This is a genomic window from Lysinibacillus sp. FSL P4-0201 (genome assembly GCF_038593425.1).
Classification (GTDB): domain Bacteria; phylum Bacillota; class Bacilli; order Bacillales_A; family Planococcaceae; genus Lysinibacillus; species Lysinibacillus capsici.
In genome coordinates, this window is record NZ_CP151995.1 from 3,005,988 (window position 1) to 3,029,604 (window position 23,617).

Sequence of the window (23,617 nt, forward strand, 5' to 3'; positions counted from 1 at the left end):
ATTACTTAGTTTCACGGTGAAGAGTGTATTTCTTCTCGCGAGAGCAATATTTTTTAAGTTCAAGACGCTCTGGATTGTTACGCTTGTTCTTTTTAGAAATGTAGTTACGTTCGCCGCAATCTGTGCAAGCTAAAGTAATATTTACGCGCATCATTAACCCTCCCACTCTATATCAAGAATTTAAATTTGAGCATGATTTATACGACTAACCTATTATAACATAAACTGAAAAAAAATCTACCTTCATTTCATATTAAGTTTGCATATGGTAAAATATCTTATAATTACATACTACATTGAGGTGAAACTATTGGATTTATCCATCGTATTAATGAGTATTGGCATTTTTCTGATCATCGTTTCGTTCTTTTTCAAAAATAGCTCGAAAAAAATCGAACAAGATGTCGAAGAATTATCTATCTCCATCTTCCAAGAAACGAATAATTTAAAACGTCGCCTTAAGATTGTGGAGGAAGAACTTTTACTAGAGCCAGAGTTCCAAGTGAAATCAAAATCAAGTATCCCTCCAAAAGGTCAAGATCCTAAAGTGCACCAAGTCATGCAGGCCGTTCAACAGGCTGCACAGAGTTCAAAAGTTGGACAAACAACAGCACCAGCAAAACCGATTCATCAAATTATTATTAGTCAGGTACTTGAATTAAATAAACAGGGTCTTTCTGTAGCAGATATTAGTATTCGCTCAAATTTAACAGAAGAGCAAGTTCGGCAAGTGATTGCAAACGGGGGGCGTTGATTGATGAATAAGTCTGCCATTCGTGCATTTGGTATAGCCATTTTTCTTGTTGGGGCATTGCTTGCACTAGCAAACCGCTTCGATGTAAATATTGGTCTTCCTACTAAGGAATTTTCCAATCAACAACAGGTAAAAGAACTACAAAACAAATTAAGTAAGGCCAATCAGGAAATTGCCTCGTTAAAGGATCAATTAAAGCAAGTACATACGACTGAAAAAACTTCTACAACAGATGCATCTGAACAAGCTGATGAAGAAGCAGATACAGATGTAACAACGATGTCTCTGCAAATCTATAGTGGTATCACACCCTATAGTGTGGCCCAAAAACTTGAAGACGGTGGCATTATTACCAATAGTGTTGAAATGGAGTTACTACTCGCTAACCCTAAATATGCTAGAAGCTTACAAATCGGCTCCTATGAAGTCAATTCTGCCATGACTTTAGAAGAAATAGCTAATTTAATTACAGGTAAGAAACAATAACATAAAAAGCTGTCGCCCATTCATATATGAGGCGACAGCTTTTTTATTACGCTATACTTTCTAGAAAGGCTTGCATCATCATACTACCTTCTTTTGTGCCGATTGATTCAGGATGAAACTGCAGCCCATAAAGTGGATATTCTTTATGTTGAATGGCCATGATTTCTCCGTCATCACCCGCTGTGGCGAGTATTTTAAAATCCTTGTGTAAAGTTTGTTCTTCAATAATAAGTGAATGATATCGCATAACCTCGGTATCCCCATCTAATTGGGCAAATAAACCTGTTTGCTCGTATTGTAATGGGGACAGCTTTCCATGCATAATATTTTTTGCCTGTACTATATTTGCGCCAAAAGCCTGACCTATCGATTGGTGCCCAAGACATATACCTAAAATAGGGAATTTTTTACAGAGTTCCTTGATGACCTCTATCGTTATCCCTGCTTCATTTGGCGTTCCTGGCCCTGGTGATAAAATGATGGCTTCTGGCGACAGTTTTTGAATTTCTTCTATAGTAATGGCATCATTCCGTACGACCTTGACGCTTTTTCCAAGCATACTGATTTGCTGAAATAAATTATAGGTAAAAGAATCGTAGTTATCTATGATTAAAATCATTTTTTTACCTCCAATAGGGCACGTGCCTTATTCAGTGTTTCTTCATATTCTGACAATGGAATCGAATCATAAACAATACCTGCTCCTGCCTGTACATGTGCCTTTTGATCCTTAATGAGCATCGTGCGAATCGCGAGGGCCAAGTCCATATCACCAGTTGTCGAAATATAGCCTACTGCTCCTGCATACACCCCACGCTTTACTGGTTCTAATTCATTAATCAATTGCATGGCCCGAATTTTTGGTGCCCCTGACACTGTACCAGCAGGTAAACAAGCACGAAGTACATCCAGTACATGGAGGTCATCTCGCAATTCGGCAATAACCTCAGATACCATATGCATCACATATTTATAGCGCTCAATTTTCATGTATTTGGTTAGCTTGACAGAACCCACTTTTGCAATACGTCCAAGATCATTGCGACCTAAATCCACTAACATACGGTGTTCAGCTATTTCCTTGCTATCCACTAATAGCGCATTTGCGATGGCTTCATCCTGTTCTATTGTCGTGCCACGCGGCTTTGTACCTGCTATTGGATTGGTTGTCACTTTTCGATTTTTTACTTTTACAAGACTTTCAGGAGATGTTCCTAAAATAATATAGTCACCATAATCCATATAAAACATATAGGGTGATGGGTTAGACGTGCGCAATTGACGATAGAGCGAGAACGGCGAACCTGTAAACGGCGCAGAAAAACGTTGCGATAACACAATTTGGAAAATATCACCTCTCAAAATATGCTGCTTAGCACGTTCCACCAAAGCAACAAATCGTTCCTTTGAAATCATAGGCTTAAACTGTAGCTCATCCACCTTTAATACCTCAAAGGTCGTACCTGCACAAAGCTGTTGCTCCATCCTTGTAATAGCAGCTTCCATCTCCTCTAATGAACGCCCATCCTGAAATAGATCAATCGAAGCTAGTGTAATTTCTTGTGTTAGATGATCAAAAACAATAAATGTATCATAGAAAAAAACATGAACATCAGGCATAGCTAAATCATCCTGTAAATAGTCACCTATTTTTTCTGTGTAAAATGCTGTTTCATAGCCAAAGAAACCTATAGCTCCTCCAAAGAAAGCAAAAGGATAGCTTTCTTTATGAAAGGGTATTAGTTCTTTTAATCGATCAAGCACATTGCCCCTAGCCTTGTCATTTTCTGCTCCTTTTGAAAACACGAATTCTTCATTGTTTCCTTTTAGTTCAGCCACTGGATTGATGGCGATAAAGGAATATCGCCCACTTTCCTCATGTTTCGCTGAGGATTCGAACAACATTTTATGCTGCCCTTTCAGTGATTGATACACAGAGATCGGGGTCATCATATCCCCATGTAATACTTTCATAGCATACTTTCTAAGCTCAACTGTCATACTCTTCTCTCCTTCTCTAAGCTCTGCTCATCTACACCTCATCTATCTTTAGCAGCAGAAATCTGCTAAAGGCTTTCTCTTCTTTCAGCTAAAACATTTGCCGTCTAAAGAAAAAAATATAAAAAGGCCTTTCCATCACAAAAGGACGGAAAAGCCGTGGTGCCACCTTCATTGGTCTCCTGATAGGAAAACCCTCTCTAAGCCTTGTAACGTAGGCATCCGCTAATCCGTACTTTTTTCAGGATTAGAGCTCCGAAGTCCATTCACTAAACATTTGTACTAGTTTTCACCAACCACTAGCTCTCTATAACAAATTGTACTAGCTACTACTCTTCATCAAAGCTGATTTCTTGGTAATATTGTAAAGCAAACTATCTTACAATTCAATTTATTTTTTATTTCGCAGACTTTCTTCTTCAGGATGGCTAGCTAATGTAATCGATAGCTCCTCCATTATTTGACGAATGGCAAATAAAATATCCTGCCGCACTTCCAGCATAACAGCGGTATCATTTGTGGCAACAAAGAATCGAACAAGCACGCGATACGAATCATGATGAAATTCATCTATAAATACATGAATCATGTCTTTCTCTGTTTTAGCATGTAAATAAATTTCCTTATGAATGGCCGTTAAAGCGCTACGTATGTCTTCCTCATTATTAGCAGCAGCGATATATAAAAATTGCTCACATTTCCGTTTTTCTCGTTTAGATAAATTATAAAGTGGGCGATTCACTAAATAGGAGTTCGGCACATACACAAGTCCTTTGTCTCCTGTTTGAATTAACGTACTTCTTAAATTGATATCCTCAATCGTTCCTTCAATTTTTTGATCCTCTGTCGCAATCCAATCTCCTATTTGGAATGGATTATCTAAAGCTACGGACATGCCACCAAATACATGCGCTAGTGTATCGCGAATCCCAAAGGCAATCGCCACACCCGTTAAGCCGATTCCAGTTAAAAAGCCATTCAGATTAAAATCCCAAAAGGAAGCAATCGTAAACATAGCAAAAATCATGATAAGTACTTTACCGATTCGTAGAAAAAACGGTAGTAAAACATTCTGATCCTCTTCGCTTGTTAATTCAAATGGTTGTTTCGTATAAAAATTCAAAACATCGTAAATCCCTTTAAAAGCAAAAAACACCATAATAGACAATACAAAATTCTTTGTTGATGGATGTGTAAATAAAGGGACTTTTATTAAATAAGATAAGCTTAGCACAATGACCGTCGTCATAAAGGCATAGCCAATTGCTTTACTAAATTGAGCCAGTACATTTGCTTGGAAATTGCGCTGACGATCTTTTAAAAATAGCACAACACGATGAATAATTTTTTTGATGATGAATCGTTGAATAAGCCACCCGACTAAACAAATAATGACAGCAATTAAGCCATCTAGCCAGGTTGGGACTGTAAATTTAGGTAATAACCAATGTAATGAATCCATGTATTTCTCCTTTATAACTACCTATGTATCGCCAGCAAAAAGGAGCCGACCTTCAGTAATGGTTAGCCCCGTTCTTGTTATTGTATGGCATCATCTGCAAAAAAAGCCTTACTAGCAAACCAAAATTGCTGTTTATTAAAGTTATGTTCATGCATGGCAATTACCGAAAATTCAGCATGATATTTTTGCTTCATTTCCTTTAGCATCATTTTTGCTTGCTTGCCAACGAGATGCTGCCCATCAATAGGTGCTCCTTCTGTAAAAATAATGACATCTGCTTCTGTACCTAATTGATTTTCCTGTAGCAATGCTTTCACAAATTGTAAAACAGGTAAAATGGCTGCCTCTCCCTTTGCCTTATATTCGATAAAACTTTTAAAATCAGCTAAATTTAAATGACCATTTTCAAAGCGGTAGTGGACATGAATTTGCCGATCATACGGTACAATGTATAAATCACGGCCTTCTCGATGTGCACTCATAAATAACGCTAAAATCATACTTTTACAAATCTCAGAATAAGCGGCCATTCCTGTCGTTTGTTCTAAACAAATAATCATCGGGCCAGGGTCTTGTTGATAATCATGAAAGGGTACATAGTAAATATTGCCGCTTTTCGTTGTCTGTTGCTTAAGCTTTTGACGTCTAAGCTCTGACCATTTTCGTTCATAATACTGGCGTTGCTCTTTGCCATTTGCTAAGCGTTCTGCCTTCTCAATAGCAGGAATATTCTCTTGGATTTCATGCATGATATCCGTCAATTCCAGAGCAAATGCTGCCATATTTCGTAATGGCTCACTCTTGAAAAAATAATCGATAAAATAATGTTGTTCCCCTTCACTTAACTCCTCTATATGTAGGTTTTCATAGAGAAAACGTAAATAGTCAAGTTGTTCTATTGTCAACTGCTTGTCAAATTGCTTGATGAGGGATTCAATCGCATCTTTCATGTAGCAGCACCTCCTAAGCACCACATTTTTTGGATAATGTCTATAGTATAACCAAAAAAAATTTTTGACAATACAAAAACGCTTGCTATAAAGACGTTACAGCCAAAGACAATGTTGCTGCCACAGGAGATTTTTTTCTACAAATGAAAAAAAGAGCTAAAACGCAGCTCTTCTTTCTTAATTATTTAATTCATAATGTTTGCCTTTTACTAAGTAAAATAGATGTTCAGCAATATTTGTAGCATGATCAGCAGAACGCTCTAAATAGCGGCAAATAAATGTTAGGTGTGTAATCTGTGAAATATGGGAGGGGTTTTCTACCCCAGCACGGAGTAAAAGGGTGATCGTTGCCCCGTATAAATCGTCCACGTAATCATCTAACTCTGCAATCTCTTTAGCGCGTACCGTATCTTCCTCAGTAAAGGCCTTCATGATGCTCTCTAGCATTTCTACTGTTTTATTGCACATGGTTTGGAGATTTGTTATTGGGAATATCATTGGCTCCTTACCAATTCGAATTGCTTCTTTAGCTATATTAACCGCATAGTCCCCTACTCTTTCCATATCTGAAGCTGCCTTTACGAGAACCATGAGACGGCGTAAATCTGTTGCTACTGGTTGTTGCTTGGCAATCATTAGGATCACATGGTCATTAATTTCTTCTTCAAGGCGATTAATGATTAAATCGTCCTCCAAAATTTTCAAAGACTTTTCTAAATCCTGCTCTACCAATGCTTCAAAAGCTGTTTTTAATGCAAGGATACTGCTATTAGCAATTGCAAGAAATTGTCCCTGTACCTCTTTTAACTCTTGTTCAAAACGTTCACGTACGATCATTCATTGCTCCTCCTTAGCCGAAACGTCCCGAAATATAGTCTTCTGTACGTTGATCTGCTGGTGTTTGGAAAATAACATCCGTTTTATCGTATTCGACAACCTCTCCACTTAGGAAGAATGCTGTACGATCAGAAATACGTGCCGCTTGCTGCATATTATGTGTCACGATGACAATGGAATAATCCTTTTTCAGTTCTTGAACCAGCTCTTCCACTTTCAACGTAGAAATCGGATCTAAGGCAGATGTTGGCTCATCCATTAAGATGACATCAGGCTCAATCGCTAAGCAACGTGCAATACAAATACGTTGTTGCTGACCACCTGATAATCCGTAAGCATTTTGATTCAAACGGTCTTTTACCTCGTCCCAAATGGCTGCCCCTCTTAATGATTTCTCCACAATTTCATCGAGAATTTTTTTATTTTTAATGCCATGAATTCTTGGTCCATAGGCAATGTTATCATAAATAGATTTTGGAAACGGGTTTGGCTTTTGGAATACCATACCTACACGTGTTCTTAATTCCTCTACCGTATAGTTTTTATCTAAAATATTTCGCTCACGATATAAAATTTCTCCTGATGTACGTACGATTGGTACAAGTTCAACCATGCGGTTTAATGTTTTTAGATACGTAGATTTCCCACAGCCAGATGGTCCAATAATAGCCGTTACTTCATTTTCATAGATGCTTAAATTAACATCTTTTAAACCATGATGATCACCATACCATAAGTTTAAATTGCGTGTATCATAGACAATATTTTTCGCCACATCTGCTATAGGCTTAGTCGTTGCCTGGTTCCGTTTGACAATTGTTTTTTCCTCTTTAAAATCTAATACCATAAGGTCACCTCATTAATAACGTTTTTGGAATTTATTTCGGATATAGATGGCAATCGAATTCATTAGTAGCAGCACTGTCATAAGCACTAAAATACCTGCGGCTGCTACGTATTGAAAGGCTTCTTGTGGTCGTTTTGCCCAATCATAGATTTGCATTGGTAATGCTGTAAATTGACTCAGTAAACCATTCGGTAAAAACTGGAGGATAACTGGAATTCCAATTACAACTAGTGGAGCTGTTTCTCCAATGGCACGAGACAAGGCTAAAATACTTCCTGTCAAAATACCTGGAATGGCAGCTGGCAATACAACACGCAAAATCGTTTGCCATTTCGTTGCACCCATGCCATATGAAGCTTCACGTTGTTCGTTTGGCACTGCACGAATAGCCTCTTGAGCCGCTACAATGATAACAGGTAAAATTAACAAACTCATTGTAAAGCCAGCAGCTAAAATGCTTTTTCCTAGACCCATCATACGTACAAAAATAGTTAATCCAAGTAATCCAAAAACAATGGAAGGAACACCTGCTAGATTCGATATATTCATGCGAATAAAGTCATTTATTTTATTTTTCTTGGCATACTCCTCTAAATAAATCGCAGTACCAACTCCTAAAATAATCGATACTGGTGCTACAACTGCCATTAACCAAAGCGAACCGATTAAAGCAGCTTTGATACCTGCCTTATCCGCAAATCGTGATGCAAAATTCGTCAAGAAATCGATATTTAAGTAATCAATCCCCTGTGTCACAATGCGGTACAGTAAAATAGCTAAAGCAACAAGTGCAAACGTAGTAGCTAAGAAAAAGAGAGTTTTCCAAACTTTATTTGCTGTAATACGCTTTGTCATTCGTTTCATGACGACTGTGTCATCCATATAGCGCATGCTAGTAAACCTCCCTGAAGCGTTTCGAAATATAGTGAGCAAGTAAATTCATTACTAGAGTAAAAATAAATAGTGTAAATCCTACTGAATAAATTGAGTAATAAATGGTTGTACCATAACCTGCATCACCAGTTGAAACCTGTACAATGTATGCAGTCATTGTTTGAATAGAGTCTGTCACATTGAGGTCAAATTTCGGTGTTGAACCACCTGCAAGCGATACAATCATTGTTTCTCCAATTGCCCGGGAAATAGCTAACACAACAGAAGCGACAATCCCTGAAAGCGCAGCTGGTAATACTACTTTGATTGCTACTTCAAATTTCGTCGCACCTAGAGCTAAGGCTCCTTCACGCATACTATTTGGTACAGATGACATAGCATCTTCTGAAAGAGATGTAATCATTGGTAAAATCATAATCCCTACAACAATACCAGGACTTAATGCATTAAATAGTTTGAGTCCAGGTACAATTTCTTGTAAAACTGGTGTGACAAATGTTAAAGCGAAGAAGCCATAAACAATTGTTGGCACACCTGCTAATACCTCTAAAATAGGTTTCACTGTACGTCGTGTTTTCTCACTTGCATATTCACTTAAATAGATAGCTGAAGCAATTCCAAATGGTACAGCTACTACAACTGCAATAAGTGTCACTTTTAATGTACCAGCGATTAATGGCAGTATCCCAAATAACGGTTCGTTACCTGAAAACGGTAACCATTTAGTACCGAAAAGGAAATCCGTAATCGACACACGTTTAAAGAATTCAAACGTTTCAAAAATAAGGGTGAAAACAATGCCAAATGTTGTTAATATCGAAATAATAGCTGCAGAAAATAATAGAGCTGGCATGGCTTTTTCCACTATTTTCTTTGTTTTTTGGTTGCGCGAATTTGCAATTAATTGCTGCACAGATGATGTCTTATCTTCCTTTTGAGAAACCATTGGGAGCTCCTTTCAAATAAGTGAGGGAAAGAGCATACATCTCTTCCCCTCTATGCATGTCTTCTTATTTTAAGCCTTCTAAAGTTTTTAAGCCTTCAGTATATTTTTCTTCAGGTAAACGAACATAGCCCACTGCTTCAGCCATATCGCCTGCGTTTTCAAGTGTAAATTTAATGAAGTCGTATGCTGCTTCATTGTCCTTCATTGCACTATTTTTTACGTATGTGAATAATGGACGTGAAAGTGGTGTATATTCGCCACCTTCAATTGTTTCATTTGTTGGCTCTACGCCATTTACTTTGACAATGTTTAATTTATCTTTATTTTCAAGGTAGTAAGCATAACCGAAGAAGCCAATCGCATTTTTATCACCAGCTACACCTTGCACTAGCATATTATCATCCTCTGATAATGTTGCTGAGCTTACTAGATCTGCTCCATCTAAAATCACTTCATCAAAGTAGTCGTATGTGCCTGAATCAGTACCTGGTGAATAGTAAACGATTTTTTCATCTGGCCAAGATGGATCAATATCAGACCACTTTTTCTCTGTCCCATCTTCAATCCAAATTTTTTGTAGTTGTTCTACCGTTAAGTCCTTCGCCCAATCATTTTCTGGGTTCACGACTACTGATAAACCGTCATATGCTAAAGCTAGCTCTGTAAAATCAATGCCCGCTTCTTCTAATTTCGCTTTCTCTTCATCTTTTATATTACGAGATGCATTTGAAAAGTCTGTTTCACCTGCGATGAATTTTTCAAAACCACCACCAGTACCAGAAACCCCCACTGATACTTTGACATCTGGTTGTGTACCTGCATACTCTTCAACAACTGCCTCAATGATTGGTGCTACTGTTGATGAGCCATCTCCAGCTACAGACCCTTGTAGCTTTTCATCAGCAGCTTCTTGTCCTGAGCTTGCTGGTGCGTTCGTTTCTGTATTGTTTCCGTTTTGTGCAGAATCGCTACCACATGCACCTAGCATTAATGCAGAACCCATTACCGCTGTCATCGTTAAGTACTTCCACTTTTTCATCTCATTTGCCTCCGTCATGAACTGTTTTATAGTTATTTGTCTTACAATCTTTACTATAATGACTGATTGTTGAAGTCGTATAAACGGTTCGTAAAAGAGATGTAAAGGAATGTAATGCTTTGTAAACGTTTGTAAAGATGAATTTACAATAGAGGAAACTTGCTTCCTATAAGAAAGGTGTTATAATAAGCAATTGTGTCAGGAAATATTTATTTTAATGATAAGGAGAGTTTGACCTTTGTCATGAAACATACAAAAGTACAAAATGTCGATTATTTTAAAACATATTTATCATTAGTAATGGAACATCGGGACTACACACTTCAAGAGGCGATTGATTTTATGCTAGCTTCTTATTTCTATAACAATATAGAACTTTATGGGGTAAAACCAAGAGAGCAATTTGAATTAGCCATTCAGCAATTATCCGCATAAAGACACTAAATATCTGAAAGGGGCATTTTGCTATACAAACGCCCCTTTCACTACTTAGTTAAGTTTAAATTTCACAACTGATTCAGTTCATCAGCAATTTTGACAAGTGCCTATGAATTGCGTACAGTGTCAACGATCGCTATAGTGGATTTTTGAAAATGAATAGAAATCACCCAGCTCGTATTTCAATACCTTATTATTGCCAAAACAAGCTATACATTCCATATTTACTTAAGGATTAGCGTAACATCATTCAAAATTCATAAAAAAGTAAAAATAAAACGGATTTGGAAAATAAATTTTCCAAATCCGTTTTGTATTAGCGCATATCCAATACCCTTTATTCCTGCTCATTCTCTCCAATTTTTTCTTCCGTAATCGCTGGTAAAATTGGTTGTTTCACATTACTATCTGTTACTTTTTCAGCTTGATATTTAGCTTTTAATTCAAAATACTTATCTAAAGAACGTCTAGCAATGACATTATTTTGATAGTAGTGTGGCGCTAAATTTGTATTAACCCATGGGATCACAACTGCATAGGCAATTTCAGGATTTTCATATGGGGCAAAGCCAACATGCGTTAAATTAATCGTATTTGTGCCGTAGTGCTCACGTAACGGACCATAATACACTACCTCTGCTGTCCCTGTTTTCCCTGCAGCTGTATATGGAGTATCGGCAAATTGTGCTCGTGCTGTACCATGTGAACCAGTATATACACGACGTAGCCCTTGCTTTACATAATCGATCTCTTCTTTAGGATTATCAATTTGATTCAAAATTGTTGGACCTACTTCTGTTACTAACTGCCCTAATTGCTTCCCATCCTGTGATGGGTCTCGAACCTCTTTCACAACATGTGGCTGAATACGATAGCCACCATTGGCAACTGTTGAAATATATTGTGCAAGTTGAAGTGGTGTATACGTATCATACTGACCAATCGCCAAGTCAAGTGTTTTACCACCCATTGTTGGACCTGATGGACCACGCACTCCGCTAAATTCATTTGGTAAATCAATGCCTGTTTTCACACCTAAACCAAATTGCGCATAATTATTACGCATTTTTGAGAACGTATCGTCCTTTAAGCGTAATGGCATACCATAACTATAAGGGGTTCCATTAAGCAGCATCGCAATTTTAAACATATAGGAGTTGGAAGAACGTTCTAATGCTAACAAGTCATTCATCGGGATATATCCAGCCCTGTTAAAAATAGACGTTTTCGGGTCCGTGCCAGCTAATATAATCGGCTCGTCTCCCATTGAAGTACCCATCGAAATAACATCCTGATTGTAGCCAGTGAGAACTGTTGCTGCTTTAACAGATGAACCTGCCTCATAAGCTGTTGTAAACGATCCATATGCATAGTCAATGACTTCATTTTGCCCTGTTTCGGGATTTTTTTCTATTTTCTTACCTACCATCGATAAAATGTCGCCAGTATTTGGATCCATCATAATAAGGAAGGCACGGTCTAATAAATAGGAGCCGGGAAGTGCCTTTAAGTTAAGCAGTTCTTCTTCTACAATCTTATCCGTTTCAGCCTGCAGCTCACTATCCAATGAAAGGATTAAGTCTTTACCTGGCTCCCCTTCATAGGTTGTGACTGTATCGACTACTTGACCTTTTTTATTGGTAATATTTTTGACGACTGTTTTTTGACCTTGTAATAATTCTTCATATTGTGCTTCAATGTAACTTTCTCCCACACGGTCATTACGTGAGTAGTCACGTGCTAAATAGTAATTGAGCTTCTCTTTTGGTATCCCTTTTGTTGGGACCGTTGTACGTCCAAGAATAGATAAAGATGATAATTTGACACGTTTCCAGTCTGTTGTTGTATTAACACCTGGTAGTTCAGTTAAACGCTCAGATACACGAGCAAATTCATCAGCTGATACATTTTCACTTTTAATAATTTGAGGAGATAGATTATAGCCAGATACCATCTCACGATAAATCGCTAATACCTCTAAATCTGCCTCTGTTAATTGTAAAAGTTCTTCGTTTGTGATACGTTCCCTTACCAGTTTATCAATCTCTGCATTAATTTGACTTGTTGTAATATTTTCTTGTGCATTAATTTTTGTTTTTTCTGCCTCTGTGACTTTTTCATAGGCAGCATCGTGATTTTGTAATATCCAAAAATCCTGTTTATCACGCAATGTGACACGCTTTGTTGGCTGTTCAATTAACTGTGCCAGCTTTTTCGCGATATCAAGCATCTCCTCTGTTGTGGTCGTTTGCATTTTCGTATACGTAATGGCATTTTCCGGGTGATTATCCACTAAAATACGACCGTAACGATCATACATGCGTCCCCTTGGTACACTTGTGTTGACAGGAACTTCTTCTGTACGCTCTAAAATACGTACATAATCTTCCCCTTTGACGATTTGCATATAGCCAAGTCTAAAAATTAACATTGAAAATACGATAAATATTGCAAAGAAAAGGATATTCATACGAAATGTTAAGTTAGAATGATGTTTTGCTTTAACACTCGCCGCGCGATTTTTTCCAGGTGCTTTGCGCATATGTATTCCCCTCCTCATCTTCTGATCATTTCAATACACGATACCTAGTATACCATTCGAAGGTATGACAGAAAAGCACGCACTTTCGATTTCTTATGTAAAACATCATTTATTTGACGGTACTTTATGGAGAAAGGTTGCCCTATTTCACGCTCTCCTTATATTTCGTCTTCATTATCCTGATATTTTCAGATTCTATCCCTTAATTTGCTGTTTTATCCAACAAAAAAAGGCTATGCCTCCGTGATTGCTCACTTTAGGCACAGCCAATTATTCGTTATTATTTTGCAGCTTGGAATTTAGCTTCTACTACATCCCAGTTTACTACGTTCCAGAAAGCACCGATGTAATCTGGACGACGGTTTTGGTAGTTTAGGTAGTATGCATGTTCCCATACATCTAAGCCTAAAACTGGAGTTTTCCCTTCCATTACTGGAGAGTCTTGGTTTGGAGTAGACGTAACAGCAACTGAGTCACCATCAACGATTAACCAAGCCCAACCTGAACCAAAGCGAGTTGTAGCAGCTTTAGCAAATTCTTCTTTGAAAGCGTCGAAAGAACCGAATTTAGCATCGATTGCTTTTGCTACTTCACCAACTGGTGTATTTGAACCGCCTGGAGCGATTACTTCCCAGAATAATGTATGGTTAGCATGTCCGCCACCGTTGTTGCGTACAGCAGTTTGTTTGTCAGCTGGAAGAGCATCTAGGTTTGCGATTAAGTCGTTAATGTCTTTTTCTGCAAATTCAGTACCTTCTACTGCTGCGTTTAAGTTTGTTACATAAGTATTGTGGTGTTTAGAATGGTGAATTTCCATTGTTTTTGCATCGATATGTGGTTCTAATGCGTCATAAGCGTAAGTTAATTGTGGTAATTCGTAAGCCATTGTTAAGTTCCTCCCTAAAATAAGAAATAATTAGTACATCCTTAGATTATCAAAATTGGTCAAACCATTCAACGAAAAATACTTCAATTTGAAGATTTCAGCCTTTTGACCGAAATACCGATATGTTTACTATCTTACCCTTTTCTCTCACACACTAAACCTTAAAAGAAAGGCATTAAATGGCGATAAAAAATACAATAATCATAACAATTTGAATAACAGCCTTGACAATAGTAGATGTCAAAAAGCCAATTAAAGAACCTACACCACTTTTCACTGCCTCACTAAATGTACGTTTCTCAACGATTAGTTCCGCAATCACAGCCCCTAAAAATGGTCCAATTAAAATCCCTGCCACAGGGATCACAAATGGACCAATTAATAACCCAATGGTGCTCCCCCACATGCCAGCATTGGAACCACCAAACTTTTTGATACCAAACGCATTTGCCACAGTATCTGCCCCAAATAACAACACGACAAATAGTATTTCAATGATCCAAAACCACCAGCTTAGCTCTGCGAATGAGAAAAATAAGCCATAGAGCAAAAACCCACCGACTAAAAACAGTACTCCAGGAATAATTGGATATACTAAACCAATAAATGAAATAATAAAGCAGGCAATCACTAAGATCCAGCCAACAACTTCCATAAAGATTCTCTCCTTTTAACGTGCATTGCCTTTCATACGAAATAACAAAGTGAAAAGTTTCATTAATGACGAATGCCTAAAATAGAATCTGCAATATTTACTGCATGGTCTCCTATACGCTCTAGGTTGCTAACGATATCCATATAAACAATTCCTGCAGCCCCACTACACTCATTTGTGTTTAATCGGGCAATATGCTTTTGACGTAGTTTATCTTCCATATCATCAATCAGGCTTTCTAGCTCTGTTACTTCTTGAGCTAAACTTAAGCTAGCGGTATCTAATGCTTCTATACTTTTGCGCACTGCCTCTATGGCTAAACTAAACATACCTATTAAGTCCTGTCGCGCTGATTTACTTAAGCTTACCTCGTGGTGATCCTTGTACTGTAAAAGCTCTAATATATTTTCAAAATGATCCCCAATTCGTTCAAAATCCCTTACATTTGTCAATAAAGTATGATGTCTTACAGAGTCTGCACGGGAAAGAGGCTGCTTAGACACCATTACTAAATAATCAGTAATTTCATTGTCTAGATGATTTAGCCCGACTTCTAGCTGTAGCACCGTCGGAATATGCTCTACCTCTCCAGATTTCATATATAAAAACGTTTCTTCTAACCCACGCAATGCATGTTCACCCATTCGTAATACCTCTTCTTTAGCTTGACCTAGCGCAATAGCAGGAGAGGAATCAATGAATGAAGGATCTAAATGCTTAGTTGTTACATTGATATGGCCATCATGTCCCGGCAATAGCTTTGTAACTAAGGCTGCGAGTCCAGCAATAAATGGTAGTTGGATCATCATATTAAAGACATTGAATGAGCCATGAGCAATGGCAATCTGCATGCGAGGCTCTAAATGAAATACGCCACTGATCCATTGTACATATTGCATAAACGGTGTGAACAATAACATGAAAATAATCGTTCCAATCACATTAAATAATACATGAGCCGCTGCTGCACGCTTAGCGTAAATAGAAGCACCAAGAGAAGCTAAAACAGCTGTAATGGTCGTGCCAATATTTTCCCCAAACAATATCGGTAAGGCACTATTTAAACCAATTAATTGTTCTGCATATAAACCTTGCAATACCCCCACCGTTGCGGTAGAGCTTTGCACAAGTAATGTGAAAATGGTTCCTAAAAATATGCCTAATATCGGTTGATTGCTTAAATGAAGCGTTAACGATGCAAAATCTGCAAGCTGGTGTAACGCCTGCATACTAGCACTCATCAACTCTAGCCCTAAAAATAAACCGCCAAAGCCAAATAGAATCTGCCCAATATGTTGATACGTTGCTTTCTTTAAGAAAAATAAACAGGCTGCTCCAATTGCCAATAAAGGGTAAAAATAGAGTCCAATATTAATACCAATAATAAATGCAGTAATAGTTGTACCAATATTTGCCCCCATGATGACGCCGATTGCTTGACGCAGTGTTAAAAAACCAGCACTCACTAACCCTACAGTGATGACTGTTGTGGCAGAACTTGATTGTATGCAAATTGTTACAAATATACCTACCAGGACACCCATAATAGGGTTTGTGGTAAAGCGATTTAACCATTCACGTAACCGATCATCCGCTGATTTTTGAAGCCCATCCCCCATGAATTTAATGGAAAATAAAAAGACCCCTAGCCCGCCTAAAAACTGAAAGAGAATGCTTTGCCAATCTATTGTCAATTGTTTTCGCTCCAATTCCTACATCTCTACTACCCTCGTTCTAATCATTAAATGATTCCAAACAAAAAGTAAAGAAATCCTTTAACTTCTTTACATAATGTTAACATTTTATCACCAAGACCCTCCTCATTTATACTTCTTTCATATCTTGTCCTCATTGAACATGTTAAAATATCGATTGGAGGAGATATAGCATGAAACACTCACAGCTTTTTATTGATAGTCTTATACATCCTAAAAAACTAGCAGCCTATCGTTTATTACCTATTGGAAAGGTTATTCAATATACTTTTCTACTGATTACCATTGTGTCCGTATTCTCTTTAGGTCGTTTTGCAGCAGGTATGTCCGTTGATACATTCGATATGGATAGTTTAACTGGTTTAACAGATTACATAGAGGGCATTAAATGGCTCTTATATCCATTCACCTTCCTAATGCTTTTCGTCGTGACAACAATGCTTATTTTTGCACAAATTGCCCTTTATGCTTTAGCAGGTTTATTTATCTTGAAAGCGATGAAGCGTCGGGGTGAGTATCGCCATATCTGGAGAACAACTACCTTTGCGATCACTTGGGCTACGTTACTTTCGATGTTAGCAGACTATCTGCCCGTTAGCAGTTCTGTTATCACTGTACTATCTTTATTTTTAACCATTTCTCTATTAATTGTGGCCTTTACAAAATATCCAAAACAACCAAATATAAAATAATGTGCATGAATCCCCTCTCTTCTCAATATAGTGTAGAAAAGGAGGGGATTTTTTGCGAGCATTCATCTTAACAACTATCATCATCGTAATTGCCTTTGTCGTCAAAGTAGATTTAACAGAAGGGTCCATCCCACTTGCGGCTTTATCCACAAAGAGCTCAGAAAACGGACTTTGTGAACAACAGCGTGAGCCAAATTATATTACTGTACAAACGATTGAAGGAGATACCATTCATAGTTTATTTGCTCTACACCCTGCTAAAGTTCCCATGACCTTTCCAGAACGCTTACAACTTTTTTACAACTTAAACCCACACTTACAATTACAAGCACTAGTTCCAGGTGAAAATATCAAGCTTCCTCTCTCATTTGAGCTTGAAAACAAATGCGGAAAATGAAAAGTTAGCGTTTCTTCCTTGTCCTTATTTTCTTACACTGCTAAAATAAATGACAGTGACGGCTGAAAATAGTGGCCCGAAAAGGAGAGAAAGTTAATGAGTGAAATTTGTCACCGTTCAAATACACGTCCTGTGCGTGTCGGTAACTTAACAATTGGTGGTAGTAATGAATTATTCATTCAAAGTATGTGTACAACCAAAACACATGATGTAGAAGCAACAGTTGCAGAAATTCTTCGTCTTGAGGAAGCAGGCTGTCAAGTTGTTCGTGTTGCTGTACCAGATGAACGTGCAGCGGACGCGATTGCCGAAATCAAAAAACGTATTCATATTCCATTAGTAGCTGATATTCATTTTGATTATAGATTAGCATTAAAAGCCATTGAAAATGGTATTGATAAAGTACGTATTAATCCAGGTAATATTGGTCGTAAAGAAAAAGTGGAAGCTGTTGTTAATGCAGCCAAAGCAAAAGGTATACCAATTCGTATTGGTGTAAATGCCGGTTCATTAGAGCGTCATATTTTAGAAAAATACGGTTATCCTACAGCTGATGGTATGGTAGAATCTGCTCTACACCATATTAAAATTTTGGAAGACTTGGACTTCCACGATATTATTGTATCAATGAAGGCATCTGACGTTAACCTTGCCATTGAAGCCTATGAAAAGGCGTCTAAAGCCTTTAATTATCCGCTACATTTAGGGATTACAGAATCAGGAACATTATTTGCTGGTACTGTAAAATCAGCAGCAGGTCTTGGAGCCATCCTATCAAAAGGTATAGGAAACACATTACGTATCTCCCTTTCCGCTGACCCTGTAGAAGAGGTTAAAGTAGCACGGGAACTATTAAAATCCTTTGGCCTCGCTTCTAATATGGCAACTTTGATTTCTTGCCCAACATGCGGACGCATTGAAATTGATTTAATTTCTATTGCAAATGAAGTAGAAGAATATATTTCAAAATTAAATGTACCGTTAAAAGTAGCTGTTCTAGGCTGTGCGGTAAACGGTCCTGGAGAAGCGCGTGAGGCAGATATCGGTATTGCTGGTGCCCGTGGTGAAGGCTTGTTATTCATGAAGGGGAAAACAGTCCGAAAAGTGCCAGAAGAAACAATGGTGGAAGAACTGAAGAAAGAAATTGATAAATTAGCAGCAGAAATGGAAGAAAAACGTGCAGCGGAAGAAGCTCAAAAAGCGAATGCCTAAGGAGGTGCTAGCATGAAAAAGCCCCGCTTTGGTATTGATATTGATGGGACTGTGACATGTCCAAGTACACTCATTCCACATATTAATAAACAGTACAATGTAAATATTACGCTAGATGATGTTTGTGAATATGATTTTTTATCTGCCTTCCCACACCCTATTGACCGAAGTGCCTTTAATACTTGGTTTAAGGAAAATGAACCTTATATGTACGAAGTCTCTGAGGTGGCAAAAGATGCAAAAAATATTCTAAGCGCTTGGAAAAATAATTTTGAGCTGTATTATATTTCTGCACGTGGTGAAAATGTAGCAGACATCACTGTCAATTGGTTTAAATCGCAAGCTATACCTTACGACCATATCGAGCTTCTCGGCAGCCATGATAAACTAGCCGCTGCAAAAAAGCATCGTGTAGAAGCTTTCTTTGAGGATAAGCATGATAATGCGGTGATGCTGGCAGAGGAGTTAAAAATACCTGTTGTGTTATTTGATACACCTTATAATCGTCTTGCCGTTCCTAATAATGTTGTAAGGGTTTATAACTGGCAGGAAGCAAATCAATTTATTACACAATTTTTCAAATAAGTATTAAGAGCTGTAGGCAAGGTTGGATGAAAATTTCACCTTGCCTACAGCTCTTTTATTTTAATATTGAAATTTAGCTAATGCTGCCTGTAAAGAGTCCGTCATAGCTGTTAATTGTTGGGCTTTGCTATTGATGTCATGAACCGCTAAATTCTGCTGTTCCATCGTTGCCAATAACTCCTCTGTTCCTGCTGAGGATTGCTGGCTAACAGCTGTCATATTTTCCACTGCACGTACAACCTCCAGTGTCTCCCTTTGAATGACACTGGAGGCAGCTGTCACATTATCGATTTGCGCTACTGTATCGACAATATGGCGTAAAATCGCATCAAGTGCCTGCTTATTGGCATCAATATATTGCGTATTGTTTTCCACAGCTAAGACAACACTTTGCATAGCATCACTAGCCTTTGCTGCTTCCCTCACAACCATATCAATAATGGAGGCGATTTGGCTTGTTGATTTGGCTGATTCTTCTGCAAGCTTTCGTACTTCCTCTGCCACAATCGAAAAGCCCTTGCCATGCTCACCTGCACGAGCAGCTTCTATCGCCGCATTTAATGCTAATAAATTTGTTTGACCTGCAATAGCATTAATGACTTGTAAAATACGATTAATTTCTGTTGATTGGTCGCTGAGCTGATGGACGACCATAGCTGTCAGTGACACTTTTTCAGACATCACTTCCATCCCTTGAATAGACTGCTCTGCATGAATTAAACCTTGTTTAGAAGACGCTGTTGTAAGCTGAGAATCCTGAAGCATTTCTTCAATTGCCATTTGAATTGCTTGCAATTTATGCTCAACCTCTTGTGTAACGCCTAATGTGGTAGACGCCTGTTCGGCTTGTACGGTAGCACCTGTCGCCAATTCACTTGTTGTTGTTAGCACCTGTTCGATACTGATGCTCATATCATTGGTAGAAGCACGTAATTCTCCGCTGTATACATTCACCTGATTGGAAATATGCGTAGCCGCTTGTAACAGCTCGCGCATATTGTCTGTCATATGATTCATTGCATGTGCAAGCTCGCCAATTTCATCCTTCGAACGAACCTGTAACGGCTCCACTGCTAAATTTCCACCAGCAATGGTTTTGACCTGTTCCACTGTCTGAACCACTGGTTTGACGATCCGTTGAGCTATCCAAGTAATGGCACCAACTAATACAATAATACCAATAATAGCTAGTAGTATTGATAACCACATTGCCTCACTTGCGGCTGCCATTACCTCATCAGATGGAATAATTACCTGCAATGCCCACGGTGTCGACGTTTGACCAATTTGGATAGGTGAGACAGCAATAAAGGAAGCTTTCTGTAAATAGGATGAATAATCCTCTACTAGATGGGGTTTGCCCTGTTCAACAGCAGACAAAATTTTATCCGTATTTTTATATTTTTCCATTTCAGTCACTGGTCTATTGACATAATCAGGAGATGGGTGGGAAACAAATGTCCCCTTATGAGACACAATGGCACTATACCCTGTATCATAGAGTACAATTTCATTATTAATGGCAACCAATGTCTCTAAGCTTATATCAATTCCAACAAGACCAACGACTTTTCCATCTATTTGAATAGGTATAGCTGTGGAAGTCATCAATACATCCTGACCGTCAACTGGGTAAGTTAACGGCTCTAAAATAACCTCTTGTTTCAACGTTTTAGGTAATACATAATAATCACTAGTTTCATAGTCTTCTAGAGGAGCAAGCGTCACACCATTGTTGCTGCGTGCCCAATATGGAAGGAAACGACCTGATGCATCATGCCCTTTCAAATTGGCAAAATGAGCATCTTGTCCATCAAAGGCATTTGGCTCCCAAATCGTCCAAACCCCTAGAAAGGTGTCATTGTGTTCGAGTAGTTGTTTGAGCATCTCGTTTGCTAAATCACGATCTCCTTTATGATTGGCTACCATTGCTTGGAGATTAGAGGCTACTGTCCTTGCTGTATCCATGGCATAATCAAGTTCCATTTGCATTTTATATGCACTTTCGGACGCCCGCGATTGAGCAAGCTGTCGTGCATCCTCCACTGCTAATGAATTAGTTTTTACAATATTGACACTTAAAATAATGATGAACACAATCATCATTGTAGATAACGTTGTCAGTAATATTTTATGTAGTAATTTCATATGTACCAGCTCCTGCCTATAGCAACTAAATAAATAATAGCATTTATGCGTCAATAAATAACTAAATATTCAGAAAAATATTTTTAATGGTAATTAACATACAATTTAGCCGTATGTCATCCCGTTGTACAGAAGATGACACGAAGCCTTAGTTCTCTACTAAAAATGGAATTTTGCTAGTGTTTGTTGTAAGGAGTTCGTCATACCTGATAAGCTTTCTGCCATATTTTTTGAACCGCGGGATTTTGCTGCTCCATCGTTGCTAATAGCTCCCCTGTTTCTGCTGAGGATTGCTGGCTGACAGCCGTCATATTTTTCCACTGCCCACACTACCTCTACCGTTTCCTTTTAAATTAAAAGAGAGGCAGTTGTCACTTCGTCAATTTGCGCCACAGTAACAACGATATGTTGTAAGATGACATCAAGTGCTTGTTTATTAAATTTTGAATCTGGTACGCGTTATTAGATGTTTCTGCTTGTGCCATTTTTTGAGCTGTTTCAATCATTTAATTTTTTGTTTGATAAATATTCACAGCTGTTAGAACTGCGAATACCTACTGTTCAAATGACAGTTGTGAGAATTTTCCCCAATAAATTCATATGCATCATCCCTTTTAGATAGAAAGTAATAGATACGTAACCAATTAAGCTAATTATAGCATCAGTAGCAATGAGTAAAGTATCTAATTTAAGAGTAAATATGTATTTTTTATAGATAAAAACTCCTGTTTCCAGGAGTTTTTTAAAGTACAGCTCACTATATGTCAAGTATGCCTCGTAGCCAACGCTCCACAAAGTTTTCAAACGTAATTCCATAAGTATCATAAACAGCATGATAAACAAAATATGTTCCTAATCGATCAAGCATTTCATCATTAATTTTCATCACAAACCGCTCCCATTCTTTTGTTTTTTTACTAAATATTCAGACTTATATAATTCTCAAATGCCGAACAATCAAGTGGAGGTCGCATCGTTGCAAAACCGTCACAAACTACCGCCTTCATGCCCTTTCTTCATATTTTTCTTTTCGTTAAGATAGTTATAACAACTTACTAGACTGGAGGGACTACTTGTGAAATGGATGACAAAAGTTGCTTGTATCACATGCATCTGCGGACTACTTTCTGGCTGTAGTGGTCGATTTTCAGAAATTAAAGATGCTGCGTCAGGCATCAATTCAGCTGCTAATTCCGCAGCTAGTGCAGTTAGCCGGGATGTCCATGCAATACGTGCTCTAGACATTAACTATAAAGATACATCGTTTACGGTTAATGACCTATTTAAAACTATTTTACGTGACATACGCTGGGATTATGACCTTGAAAAAAATGAGCTACATGTGAGAGGTACTTGGCAGCCTCCACTATTTTCTGATCAGGCGTGGAGTGACGATATGAAAGAAAAGCTTACTGAATCAGGCTTTGTGACTGTTACCTGTCAAATAATTGACGACAAAATTGATAGCCAACAAACGAGCATAACACTTACATATAATGATGAAATTCTCTTACAAAAAAATGGTGAGGAAGCACTCCATCACCTATACGATACTTATTTACTTCCGTAAACCTAGGAACGTCTCTACCATTTAATCATGGTAGAAACGTTCTTTTTTTGAAAAAAATTTTATAATTTCGAAATATCAAAGGCTATCATTTGAATAAACTAAAACCATCACGTTATAATCAAAGTATCACGTGATGGTTTGGAGGTGTTTGCATTGGGACAGAAAAATTAAAGATTGGCGAGCTTGCAGAAAAAACAGGCATTACTAAACGAACAATTGATTACTATACAAATATTGGTTTGCTAGATGCAGAACGTTCTGCAGCAAATTATCGCTACTATGACCAAGCCATGATTAAACGGCTTCAATTTATTGAACAGCGCAAACAACAGGGGCTTTCACTTGTACAAATCCAACATGAGTTAAACATCACACCCTATGAAGAAATCGATGTACAGGTGCTTCGTTTAAAAATGCAAGATTTAGAGCATGATGTTACATCTCTGCTCGCACAAATGAACAGGCAAGATGATAAAAAAATTGAAACGATTAAGAAAAATGTTTCACCCGAAAGTATTGCATTAATGCAATCTTTATTATTACTCATTCATAATTAGGAGGTGA

Annotated in this window: 25 protein-coding genes and 1 other annotated feature; of the genes, 9 read left to right on the forward strand and 16 right to left on the reverse strand. The window is 37.9% G+C overall.

Features of this window, described 5'->3' with window-relative positions; all coding sequences use genetic code 11:
• Position 1 precedes the first annotated feature (1 nt).
• Positions 2–151: a 50S ribosomal protein L33 gene (gene rpmG / locus MKY76_RS15125; protein ID WP_008408521.1), complete on the reverse strand. Its 150-nt coding sequence runs from the start codon at positions 149–151 to the stop codon at positions 2–4.
• A gap of 150 nt (positions 152–301) precedes the next feature.
• Between rpmG and MKY76_RS15130 the strand changes: the two genes are divergently transcribed.
• Both MKY76_RS15130 and MKY76_RS15135 read left to right on the forward strand, forming a co-directional pair.
• Positions 302–754 (forward strand): hypothetical protein, encoded by a 453-nt coding sequence (locus tag MKY76_RS15130; protein WP_231595624.1) that lies wholly within the window; start codon positions 302–304, stop codon positions 752–754.
• A gap of 3 nt (positions 755–757) precedes the next feature.
• Positions 758–1,240: a hypothetical protein gene (locus tag MKY76_RS15135; protein WP_048392679.1), complete on the forward strand. Its 483-nt coding sequence runs from the start codon at positions 758–760 to the stop codon at positions 1,238–1,240.
• A gap of 46 nt (positions 1,241–1,286) precedes the next feature.
• Here the strand turns inward: MKY76_RS15135 and MKY76_RS15140 are convergent, their stop codons facing one another.
• The 9 genes from MKY76_RS15140 to MKY76_RS15180 form a co-directional block, all read right to left on the reverse strand.
• Complete coding sequence (locus MKY76_RS15140) at positions 1,287–1,859, reverse strand: aminodeoxychorismate/anthranilate synthase component II (RefSeq protein WP_342556813.1); 573 nt, start codon at positions 1,857–1,859, stop codon at positions 1,287–1,289.
• Complete coding sequence (trpE, locus tag MKY76_RS15145) at positions 1,856–3,241, reverse strand: anthranilate synthase component I (protein ID WP_103118432.1); 1,386 nt, start codon at positions 3,239–3,241, stop codon at positions 1,856–1,858. The genes MKY76_RS15140 and trpE overlap by 4 nt, the downstream gene beginning before the upstream one ends.
• A 138-nt stretch (positions 3,242–3,379) precedes the next feature.
• Positions 3,380–3,590, reverse strand: a binding site (T-box leader).
• Between the two features lie 39 nt (positions 3,591–3,629).
• Positions 3,630–4,700 (reverse strand): mechanosensitive ion channel domain-containing protein, encoded by a 1,071-nt coding sequence (locus MKY76_RS15150; protein WP_048392250.1) that lies wholly within the window; start codon positions 4,698–4,700, stop codon positions 3,630–3,632.
• 77 nt (positions 4,701–4,777) lie between these two features.
• Positions 4,778–5,650, reverse strand: coding sequence for a hypothetical protein (locus MKY76_RS15155; protein WP_048392249.1), 873 nt, complete (start codon positions 5,648–5,650; stop codon positions 4,778–4,780).
• Positions 5,651–5,827: 177 nt separating this feature from the next.
• A complete protein-coding gene (gene phoU, locus MKY76_RS15160; RefSeq protein WP_048392248.1) occupies positions 5,828–6,487 on the reverse strand; it encodes a phosphate signaling complex protein PhoU in 660 nt (219 codons plus the stop codon).
• 13 nt (positions 6,488–6,500) lie between these two features.
• Positions 6,501–7,334, reverse strand: a complete 834-nt coding sequence (gene pstB, locus MKY76_RS15165; protein ID WP_048392247.1) for a phosphate ABC transporter ATP-binding protein PstB — start codon at positions 7,332–7,334, stop codon at positions 6,501–6,503.
• Positions 7,335–7,346: 12 nt separating this feature from the next.
• A complete protein-coding gene (pstA, locus tag MKY76_RS15170; RefSeq protein WP_048392246.1) occupies positions 7,347–8,225 on the reverse strand; it encodes a phosphate ABC transporter permease PstA in 879 nt (292 codons plus the stop codon).
• 1 nt (position 8,226) lies between these two features.
• Entirely contained in the window at positions 8,227–9,174 is a 948-nt protein-coding gene (pstC, locus tag MKY76_RS15175; protein ID WP_048392245.1) for a phosphate ABC transporter permease subunit PstC, read from the reverse strand.
• Between the two features lie 64 nt (positions 9,175–9,238).
• Positions 9,239–10,213, reverse strand: a complete 975-nt coding sequence (locus MKY76_RS15180; RefSeq protein WP_004231003.1) for a PstS family phosphate ABC transporter substrate-binding protein — start codon at positions 10,211–10,213, stop codon at positions 9,239–9,241.
• Positions 10,214–10,456: 243 nt separating this feature from the next.
• On the opposite strand from MKY76_RS15180, the gene MKY76_RS15185 reads away from it, so the two are divergent.
• Complete coding sequence (locus tag MKY76_RS15185) at positions 10,457–10,648, forward strand: hypothetical protein (protein ID WP_066036425.1); 192 nt, start codon at positions 10,457–10,459, stop codon at positions 10,646–10,648.
• Between the two features lie 340 nt (positions 10,649–10,988).
• Here MKY76_RS15185 and MKY76_RS15190 read toward each other — a convergent pair whose 3' ends face one another.
• The 4 genes from MKY76_RS15190 to MKY76_RS15205 form a co-directional block, all read right to left on the reverse strand.
• Positions 10,989–13,193 (reverse strand): penicillin-binding protein 2, encoded by a 2,205-nt coding sequence (locus MKY76_RS15190; protein WP_048392244.1) that lies wholly within the window; start codon positions 13,191–13,193, stop codon positions 10,989–10,991.
• A 280-nt stretch (positions 13,194–13,473) separates the two neighbouring features.
• Positions 13,474–14,079: a superoxide dismutase gene (locus MKY76_RS15195; protein WP_016995356.1), complete on the reverse strand. Its 606-nt coding sequence runs from the start codon at positions 14,077–14,079 to the stop codon at positions 13,474–13,476.
• A 175-nt stretch (positions 14,080–14,254) separates the two neighbouring features.
• Positions 14,255–14,734 carry a DUF456 domain-containing protein gene (locus MKY76_RS15200; protein ID WP_342556814.1) on the reverse strand — a complete coding sequence of 160 codons (480 nt, stop codon included), beginning with the start codon at positions 14,732–14,734 and terminating at the stop codon, positions 14,255–14,257.
• Between the two features lie 62 nt (positions 14,735–14,796).
• Positions 14,797–16,428 carry a Na/Pi cotransporter family protein gene (locus MKY76_RS15205; protein ID WP_342556815.1) on the reverse strand — a complete coding sequence of 544 codons (1,632 nt, stop codon included), beginning with the start codon at positions 16,426–16,428 and terminating at the stop codon, positions 14,797–14,799.
• A 194-nt stretch (positions 16,429–16,622) separates the two neighbouring features.
• Between MKY76_RS15205 and MKY76_RS15210 the strand changes: the two genes are divergently transcribed.
• From MKY76_RS15210 to MKY76_RS15225, 4 genes are all read left to right on the forward strand, one after another.
• Complete coding sequence (locus MKY76_RS15210; protein ID WP_103118434.1) at positions 16,623–17,141, forward strand: DUF1189 family protein; 519 nt, start codon at positions 16,623–16,625, stop codon at positions 17,139–17,141.
• 52 nt (positions 17,142–17,193) lie between these two features.
• A complete protein-coding gene (locus tag MKY76_RS15215) occupies positions 17,194–17,538 on the forward strand; it encodes a hypothetical protein (RefSeq protein ID WP_004230996.1) in 345 nt (114 codons plus the stop codon).
• 96 nt (positions 17,539–17,634) lie between these two features.
• The gene (gene ispG, locus MKY76_RS15220; protein ID WP_004230987.1) at positions 17,635–18,750 is read left to right on the forward strand and encodes a flavodoxin-dependent (E)-4-hydroxy-3-methylbut-2-enyl-diphosphate synthase; all 1,116 of its coding nucleotides are present in this window, start codon (positions 17,635–17,637) and stop codon (positions 18,748–18,750) included.
• A gap of 12 nt (positions 18,751–18,762) precedes the next feature.
• Complete coding sequence (locus tag MKY76_RS15225) at positions 18,763–19,335, forward strand: nucleotidase (protein ID WP_048392241.1); 573 nt, start codon at positions 18,763–18,765, stop codon at positions 19,333–19,335.
• A 60-nt stretch (positions 19,336–19,395) separates the two neighbouring features.
• Here the strand turns inward: MKY76_RS15225 and MKY76_RS15230 are convergent, their stop codons facing one another.
• Entirely contained in the window at positions 19,396–21,483 is a 2,088-nt protein-coding gene (locus MKY76_RS15230) for a methyl-accepting chemotaxis protein (protein ID WP_342556816.1), read from the reverse strand.
• Between the two features lie 757 nt (positions 21,484–22,240).
• A complete protein-coding gene (locus MKY76_RS15235) occupies positions 22,241–22,369 on the reverse strand; it encodes a hypothetical protein (RefSeq protein WP_255349862.1) in 129 nt (42 codons plus the stop codon).
• Between the two features lie 198 nt (positions 22,370–22,567).
• Here MKY76_RS15235 and MKY76_RS15240 point away from each other — a divergent pair, with 198 nt between their 5' ends.
• Positions 22,568–23,053: a hypothetical protein gene (locus tag MKY76_RS15240; protein ID WP_342557912.1), complete on the forward strand. Its 486-nt coding sequence runs from the start codon at positions 22,568–22,570 to the stop codon at positions 23,051–23,053.
• Between the two features lie 173 nt (positions 23,054–23,226).
• Positions 23,227–23,610 (forward strand): MerR family transcriptional regulator, encoded by a 384-nt coding sequence (locus MKY76_RS15245; protein WP_342557913.1) that lies wholly within the window; start codon positions 23,227–23,229, stop codon positions 23,608–23,610.
• Positions 23,611–23,617: the final 7 nt, after the last annotated feature.